General features: G+C 43.3%; 6 protein-coding genes. All 6 read right to left on the reverse strand.

Annotated elements, in window-relative coordinates; translation table 11 throughout:
- Positions 1 to 121 precede the first annotated feature (121 nt).
- A complete protein-coding gene (locus SSCH_RS18525; RefSeq protein ID WP_156972355.1) occupies positions 122 to 268 on the reverse strand; it encodes a hypothetical protein in 147 nt (48 codons plus the stop codon).
- 242 nt (positions 269 to 510) lie between these two features.
- Entirely contained in the window at positions 511 to 897 is a 387-nt protein-coding gene (locus tag SSCH_RS15300; RefSeq protein WP_044666237.1) for a hypothetical protein, read from the reverse strand.
- Between the two features lie 43 nt (positions 898 to 940).
- Entirely contained in the window at positions 941 to 1,648 is a 708-nt protein-coding gene (locus SSCH_RS15305; protein ID WP_044666238.1) for a peroxide stress protein YaaA, read from the reverse strand.
- Positions 1,649 to 1,794: 146 nt separating this feature from the next.
- Positions 1,795 to 4,281, reverse strand: coding sequence for a restriction endonuclease-like protein (locus SSCH_RS15310; RefSeq protein ID WP_044666239.1), 2,487 nt, complete (start codon positions 4,279 to 4,281; stop codon positions 1,795 to 1,797).
- A gap of 4 nt (positions 4,282 to 4,285) precedes the next feature.
- Positions 4,286 to 6,691: an McrB family protein gene (locus SSCH_RS17050; protein ID WP_052835738.1), complete on the reverse strand. Its 2,406-nt coding sequence runs from the start codon at positions 6,689 to 6,691 to the stop codon at positions 4,286 to 4,288.
- A gap of 88 nt (positions 6,692 to 6,779) precedes the next feature.
- Positions 6,780 to 8,092: IS5 family transposase (locus SSCH_RS15320; protein ID WP_232294533.1), on the reverse strand; the 1,313-nt coding region annotated here is incomplete at its 5' end.

Here is an 8,092-nt window from a genome sequence, read left to right on the forward strand (position 1 = left end):
CGTTGGGGTTCCGGCGGATCATTTAAATTGACACCCTCCAACCAAACGTTGGATTTAAATTTTCAACTATTTATATTACCTGTTTCCAAAAGTCAATTACGGAACCGATGGGGTATTGATTTTATGAATACTTACCAATAGTTTTTTTAATTCGTTCATCATCCCATACCCAACCCCTTTGAAAGTCTGGCAACTGCATTCTTCCATCCTTCACTGAATCAAGTAAGCTTTTCAGCATTTCTGAAGTGCTGTGAAAGATTGTCGGCATTGATAAACCCCCTTATAATTAACAACATCTAATATTTTATTGGTACCCGCTTGATTATTGTGGTGCAAAAACCCCTATAAACTAAAGGTTGGAACACTTTATAACAAATTGCCTCTGTTACTAAATTCGACATTAGTTTCCAATAACCTTCCAGAAACATAAATGATGGAAAGTCCGACCTTACGCTATCTCTTCCAAGTTGTGTAGCATAATTGTCCCGGATTTTCCATATGGCTTATAAATTAGTAGAGGATTATTTCAAATATCCGTGTACAAGCACTACAGTCCTTTTGCTGGGTGTATTTTTTATAGGACTCGGCAAAGCTATTTACTGCTGTCAGGTTGCGTTTTATAGACTCAAAGGATGCCTGTTTGGAAAAAGAAACTGGCAATTGCGGGTTCTGTTTGTTCGGGTATACAAGCTCATTGTTGCTATCATTGAAGTAGAGCTCCAGACGGTTATCGTGTTCCAAAGAACCCTTTCTGGTCTCTGTTGCTATTGCTTTAATGGAGTTAGCTGTTTTTAAATTGGCTGGTACAGATAAGTCATAATTCCCGCTTTTTTCTGTTTTCTGGAGGCTGTATCGACAACTTTGATGAGGACATATTCTCTCTTTCCTTTCCTTCACTCTTGCTTATCATTTGAGGTATCCAAAAAATAACGATTGTATTTTATCGAAGCATCTCATCATATGCAATCTTTACGTTATTCCAGCAAAAGCCATTGAGCTTAACATCTTGCAGAAATGCATCTTGAAACCCGGAATTGAGCAATTCATAAAGACTCATTCCCAAAGCCTTCATAATACTAGTAACACCCCTGCCTTTTCTCCTGTAAAAGCACCCTGCCTGCGCCGGGACCCACCCCTTTCCTAATGCTTGCTGTACCCCACTAGTAAAAAAATACCGGTACTTTGCAAGTGTACCTTTCCACTCAGGTACACCTGCAAAGAACCCATAAACTTGTTCTGGTTTCAATTGCGCGCAAACATCAGCAATGATTTCAGTCAGACCCACATCACGCCAGTACCTAGCAGTACGACTAGACATCATAGCCTCATATTTCTGGATAGGCTCAAATGCATCAAGCAGTCCGTACCCCGCGGAGATAATAAACAAACGCATCTGGCCTGCTCGAATAAGTCTAACAACAGCCGATTTCAGTCCGGGAATTGAATAGAAATGCCCTGTGTAAAGATACAAAGCAGATGTTATCTTTGAAGCTGTTTCAACACAACCCACCATACCCTGGCGAGCACTTTTCAACCTACAAAATAACTGCTCTAATTCTACATCCGGTTGGAAATACGATGTAACTGTTTTGCCTGTATCTTTCTTTGCTTTGCAACAGGGAATAAAACAAACTACGGGAACACTCACCTTTGGGCCAACCTTTCAATTACTTTTTGGTTAGTCCTCCACTTTCCTCAATCAATCAAAAAACACGCCATTGATTAATGCGTCCATTGTTAGACTTGTCGGGGGCAAAAGCAGGTGTTTCATTCCGTTTTTCGTAGTTCCATATCCTATCCAAGGGAAGTCATTACTATTTCTCCCATAAGCTCCTGGTAGTCCACGAAATATTGCGGTCTTCCTCCTGGAATCCGCCTGATGACATATCCGGATGCCCCAGCATAACGAATGCTTGAACCATCATCTAGACGAAACCAGACTCGCCCATAAGGATTATCCTTATCAAGCAAACGCACTGGTTCACTAGGATCTAGAGTAAACTTTACACCCAGAGCGGTTAAATCCTCAAACAATCGCCATTCGGGTTCTGTTTCTAGTAGCAATTGCTCAAGATTATACGCACGCTCCAAACCCAGCCGGCTGGTCCAGCGATGTTGGGTAAATCTATAACCGCTGGTATTGATTATGGGGATTTTCCTTTCAAAAACCTCACCTAATATAAAAAGCACCTGAGGTTCTTCTAAATTGCGTTTGGGCGGCCAAGGAGTCAGTATTTCCTTCCTCTGGACAATTTCAATGCTTTTCACCTGTGCATAATGGGTCACTGCCCCGGGGCTACGAATTTCTTGTGGTGAATAAATCGCCACCCATTTGGTAGCATATTGGCGCAATTGGGTTTTTAACATCGGCATATAATATAACTGCTTGTCAATTATCCATTGTAAATGCTGGCGCTGGTTCCCGGCACTCAATGTGCCTACAACTACGGGTTCCGCTGCAGATGAATGCCAATCCCTGGCCCGTTCATAGATGCTATGTGGTAAAGTATGTTCGGCAATACTAAACCCACCCATTTTTAATCTACTGCGTAGCCATTCTCTAACATATTCCTTATTGGCAGGTAAAAACGGTAAAGCTCCCACTCCAATCTGTCTCAGGGCTTTCCACAGTCTACTTTTGCAAAAAGGAACATTCGTTATTCCTCCGGGAAAAACTGCCGCCGCCTGTACCACGGTTCTTCTTTGTACCGGGCTTTCATCACTGCGGCTTTGAAATTCCAGAATAGCATCCCGGTATCGGTGCATAGAATTAAGAGCATCTTCGGGAGGCCCTGCGGATTTATAGCGGTCTATGTAATCAGGTGAAGCATCCAGCCTGTACTTGGCGTCAAGAACCAGATGCATTGCTGGCCAACCCTTGTTTTCCAGGGTAATCACCATATCCGGGCGCTGGGGAATAAGCATAGCCTCCCCCCGAAAACTGGGATTATAGGTGGCTGTTATGTGCCCACCTCCTTTTGATGGAAAACATACACGTTGTTCCTGACCCCGATTCAATAAAACCCTCAGGCCATTTTGTTGGACTGCAAACAACTCTTTTACGGGAATCTGCTGTCCCGTCTCCTCACTGATTAAACGAAGCAAGGCCAAATAGCACCAATACTCATACAGAAGGCTTAAATCCTTGACTGATAACTGTAATGGTCCGCCTTCTATTCGCAATCCTAACGATAATGCCAGGCAGTATTTATAGGCTTCCCGGTAACCGGGTAATCTTAATAACTGCAAGGAAACAAAACCTTGTGGAATTTCACCACTAGCTGCGGCCGCCAGTGGTTCCAAGCCCTGCAAACGCAGTATGCGCTTCCCCATATCCCCTAATTCCTGCAAAGCCTTCCGGCGCCGGGGAGTATCGTATAACTGACGTTCTTCCAGTCTTAACTGATTCAATCGCTGCTGAATAAGGTACAGCTGCCGCGATAACCAGCGATGTTCCACAGTATCCAGAGTACTCTGAGGACGGTCTTCGTAAATATATTCACGAACAGGTATATTGTTTTTTGTCCTGGTAAAACCACCCCGACCAGCGCCCCGCCGTACTGCCGCCAAAACCCGCCCGTTAATATGCTTAATCTTTTCCGCCCGTACCGGTATCTGCTCCCTTTTTAATCCCCGGAGCGGTTTGCGCGCAATATAATTCAATGCTTTTTCTAATTCATCTATCAGACCCCGCAATAGAATGAACCATTCTAAATCGGTCGATTGAGAAACAGTAAAGGTAGTACCAGTTTGGTAAGTTGAGCGTAAATATTCCATAGCTAATCCCGTCATTATATCCTGTACAGATGCCAGAATTTCTTCGTAGTCACTGGCATAGTCCAGCTTACTGGGAAAAACCTCAACCTGAAAAGAGAACTCTGGTTTGCCATCAACCAGAACGGTAAATTCGCTGTAACCTACCTGAGAACCAAAGTTAATGTACCCATATACTGTCGAGTGTTGATCATCATGATCTAAATCACTAATAATGACCGGATCAGGATGTTCTATATCCAGCCTGAATCCGGAATTACATCTGGCATATAGCTTGTAATTGGTTTCTTCGAAAAGACATGGCCCTTCATGTTGTTTAGGGCAATTTTCGATCTGGGGAGGTAGACCCTGCCGCCATACTTTGTGCCATACAAGATTCGTCCTGTGTTGGGTCAAAACCAGTCGACCGATTGCATCCTTATTCGGTAGTATGGCCGGTTCTTTGTAGACTGATTGACTAAATTTCAGATGCACCCGATCACTTTGTAGTTCAAAAAGCAATTTCATGACATCACATCCAAAAAGATGTAAACCCTTCGTGGACTAAACGCTCCCACATCAGACAAAGCCTTGCTGCAGTGCGAGGATACCGGGCATTTTCTAAGAAGGTAAGTCGGCCATTTTTATCCCAATCATCAATAATTATCTGAGCATCCTCTTCGCTTATATTTTTCGTCCCTTTAACAGCCCAACCTAACAGCTGTAACACAACCTTCCGAATAGGGGTGCTGCCGCCGATAATTCGGGGTAGAATCTTCATCTGTAAGGCCAGATCCAGGGGATTAACCTGCATCTTATTCGTAGTAACGAACGAATCTATGATATCCTCTGCATGCAATACAAATAAGGCTACTTCGTCCCTTACCCGGTAACCAACCTGCAACTGCGCCTGAATTAAAATGGTATTAACCTCAGTCAGTACCTTAATGACCTCATCTATCTTCTGTTTATCTTCGGCAGAAATATACCTTAGCCCATTCAGATTAATAGCACGGGGGAACCAGAGTTCCACCGGCCATAATTCAATACCGGGGTTCTCATCAAATTCATTTCCCCACAAATCTAAATGTATTTCAGATAACTCCATGGTAAAAGCACGATCCAGTACTTTACGGCTGAACCCATAAGCACTTTCATCCATATTGACAGTACCAACAATAGCCAGGTTAGGCGGCAACACCTGCTGACCCCACTCTTCATCTTCCTCTCTACAATCATGACAGATAAGAGGTCCGCTATAAAATTTGCCAGCTCTATCTGGGTGACGGTTTTCCACCTGGCTTAAAACCTCAGCAAAGTAGTGTTCTACCCGCGCCAGGTTCATCTCATCCATAATACAAACAAAATGCCTATCGGGATTATTTGTTGCCTCCCGAACGATCCATAGCAAGGCTCCCGGTTTAAACTGCCCCTGTAAATCAAAGTAACCCAGTACATCAGAGCTATCCGTCCAATCAGGTCTTACAGGAATCAGATGACAATTCCCGCCGGTTGCCTGGCTAATTAGTGCCGGTAGTTTTGATTTTCCTGTACCAGAAACTCCGGCCAGAATCACAAACGGTTTTGTACGTAAAGCAGTAACATAGGTAGCTATTTGCCATGGTTCGAAGATGAAGCCCTGGGAGGCAATGTGTTCGATTAATGAAGATATCATACCTCTATAATTTAAGGTCTTTCTCTTGACATCGCCTATATCAGTATTAAATATTGCCCATTCTGGCCATGTAGTGCTGGGTTGTGATTCTTGTATATACTTAAGTCCTTCATGATTAAACTTGAACAAATAACCCTGCTTAACTCTGCCTGTACTATCTATAGGACCTTGGGAAATAGCCAACTCCAGGATTCTCTGGGCTATCCCTTGAATATCTACTACAGGGTTAAGTTCATAATAATTAGTCCTTGCTAACCGCCCTTGTTCATCATTCTCATGTTCATGAGGATTTTCTGTTTCTATAGCTGTTGATGTAATTTTGCTTACATACCTTAATGCGTTATTAGCGTAATGAACAACGATATCTCCGACTTTCAATTCCTTCATATTTTCCCAATGGTGTATAACTCTACCGTCCTTGCTGCGAAGCGGGGCAAACAATACGCCCTTCTCTCTTTCGGCAGTTAAAGAATTACCCTGGTTTACCCACCATATATTAGGATGGTTATCAACTGTAATAAAATTTATTCGATAGGTAAAAGGGGTGTCAGTGCGAATAAAATCTATGTACTCGGCTCTATAATCCGGAATCTTAATATAGCCACTACCACTGCCTGATTCTTCTTTTATATTTCTCTCGTTTGCCAGGTAAGTATAACTGCTGCATAAACACGAAATCAGCAAGTCTCTAAAGTCGTTGTTACCCTGCCATTCTAATATTAAAGTATCTGTTTCCACACCACGATCTCGGTTATATAGTTTTGCATTAAAGGTCCGCCCTTCGAAAATTAATTGAACCTCATGTGACTCACCTTTTTCCAGATGTTGGTCGCCATTGGCAGCTTCAAAAAACTGATGAAACGCAAGTGGTATTTGACTGCCATATATAAAAATTGACCAGTCAACTTTTTTCCTGCCAATTAAATTTGGAATTCCGACCGGTCTAGACCAGCTTCTAACCTGGAGTTCCGAATTTTCCCCGTTTTCTTGCTCTATTTCATTTTCAGGAAAGATATTGACTATCTTAAAACCTTTCTTGACCAGATAACTATTAGACTCATCACCACCACTAAATGAGCTTACCGGCTGCTCTGTCGCCATAGATATAATTTGCTTTACCGGATACAGCCGTCCCTCTCTTTGTATAGCATATTTATGGTTTTTATTGTTTTGCCAGTTCAACCATTCTGCATTATTACGATATTCTTCATCAAACTTTTTCATTGCATCTAGTATAGTACCTTCCGACACATCCGTAATCACTCCATATCCCCCTTGCTGGCTGCTCAATAAGCTTAATTAGGGCTTGCTGAACAGTCCCCAAAATATTTATAAACCGCTCTTAGACAATTTAATAACTGCCAAAGTTAACTCTTAAGGGTTTAAAAAACATAGCAGATTGTTTTTTATCTGCTTTTTGACCAAATATACCTTCCAAAAGGGTGTATAAAAAATGGCAAAAAAGAGACCGCAGCCTCCGATCCAAATTCATTACCAGGAACTGTAACATGATCACGCTTTCAGCTGTTTCTTTCAGGCGCGCCATGATCCGGGCTAGGCCATATCTGCGTTTGCCTACTCCAAAACCACCTTCGATTTCGTTGCGCTCTTTCATATCTCGTTTTTCAAGCTCTTTATTTGGTCGGTCATCCCGGGGTGGGCGTCCCAGCGGTGGACCGCTTAATCTGACGCCATTTTTCTTGCAATATGAACGATTATCCCGGTTGCGGTAGATTTTATCTGCTAAGATTGCTTTGGGATAAAATCCAAAGCGTTCCTTGTAATTTTCTACAGCCTTCTGTAACTCACAGCTTTCATTGAAGGAATCCCAACTGAGGTGATCGATATAGAAGTAGCCATCTACCATGCTGACGGCTACTTTGGCTCCGAATTCGGTGTTGGCTTTGGCTTTGCCCCGTACTATGGGGCGAATATGGGGTTGGCAGATACTGACGATGCGGTCTTTGATTTGGTGGGTCTTATTGGTGTACATCTCTTGCTGTTGGCTGTAAAGTGTCCGGATGGTTGCCAGTTCACGGCTTTGCCGGGCGCTTAGATTGCCGTGTCCCTCAAGGTTGAGAAGTGAATCTATTGTCTTCAGGTTCCTGCACAGATAGGACAGTTGTTTGCCGATGGCTTTGCGGATAGCTTTTCCCCGGGGTTTCTTCTGTTTGGCTATTTTCAGGTAATCACGCCTGGCGTTCTGGCGATAGGTGCGGGGCTTTCTTTTCAAGCCCAGGCCGGTATGATATAGGGTGTCGATTATCTTTTCGGTTTTCTCCCTAGCTTCATTAAGCAGAGACAGATCTGTTGGATAGCGGATATCAGCCGGGGCACAGGTGGCATCAAGTAGCAATTTACCCTTATTGGTCGGCTTAGCAGTTTTGGAGCCCTGTTCGGGAGGGGTACCGCCAGGATGGGGAGGTCCACCTGGTTCATCCGGATCCTTTAGTTTTTTTGTTTGCTTTCCCCTGCAGATCAGTTCATTTATTTTGTTCAGTGTTTCCTTATCCAAGCGCTTGCGGAAGTGAACCATTAGCGATGGGTCAAAGGGGGGTTCTATTTGGTACTTTTCCAGCCCGATGAAGTATTGGAGATATGGATTTTCGGTGATCTGTTCCACGGTTTCCCGGTCTGTAAATCCGCATTTCTCTTTGATGATTA

Source organism: Syntrophaceticus schinkii, from assembly GCF_000946815.1.
Lineage (GTDB): Bacteria > Bacillota > DSM-12270 > Thermacetogeniales > Thermacetogeniaceae > Syntrophaceticus > Syntrophaceticus schinkii.

Excerpts from the sequence above, each read along its gene's own strand:
- SSCH_RS18525 (WP_156972355.1), bottom strand. The coding sequence starts at position 268 with ATGCCGACAATCTTTCACAGCACTTCAGAAATGCTGAAAAGCTTACTT.
- SSCH_RS15310 (WP_044666239.1), bottom strand. The coding sequence starts at position 4,281 with ATGAAATTGCTTTTTGAACTACAAAGTGATCGGGTGCATCTGAAATTT.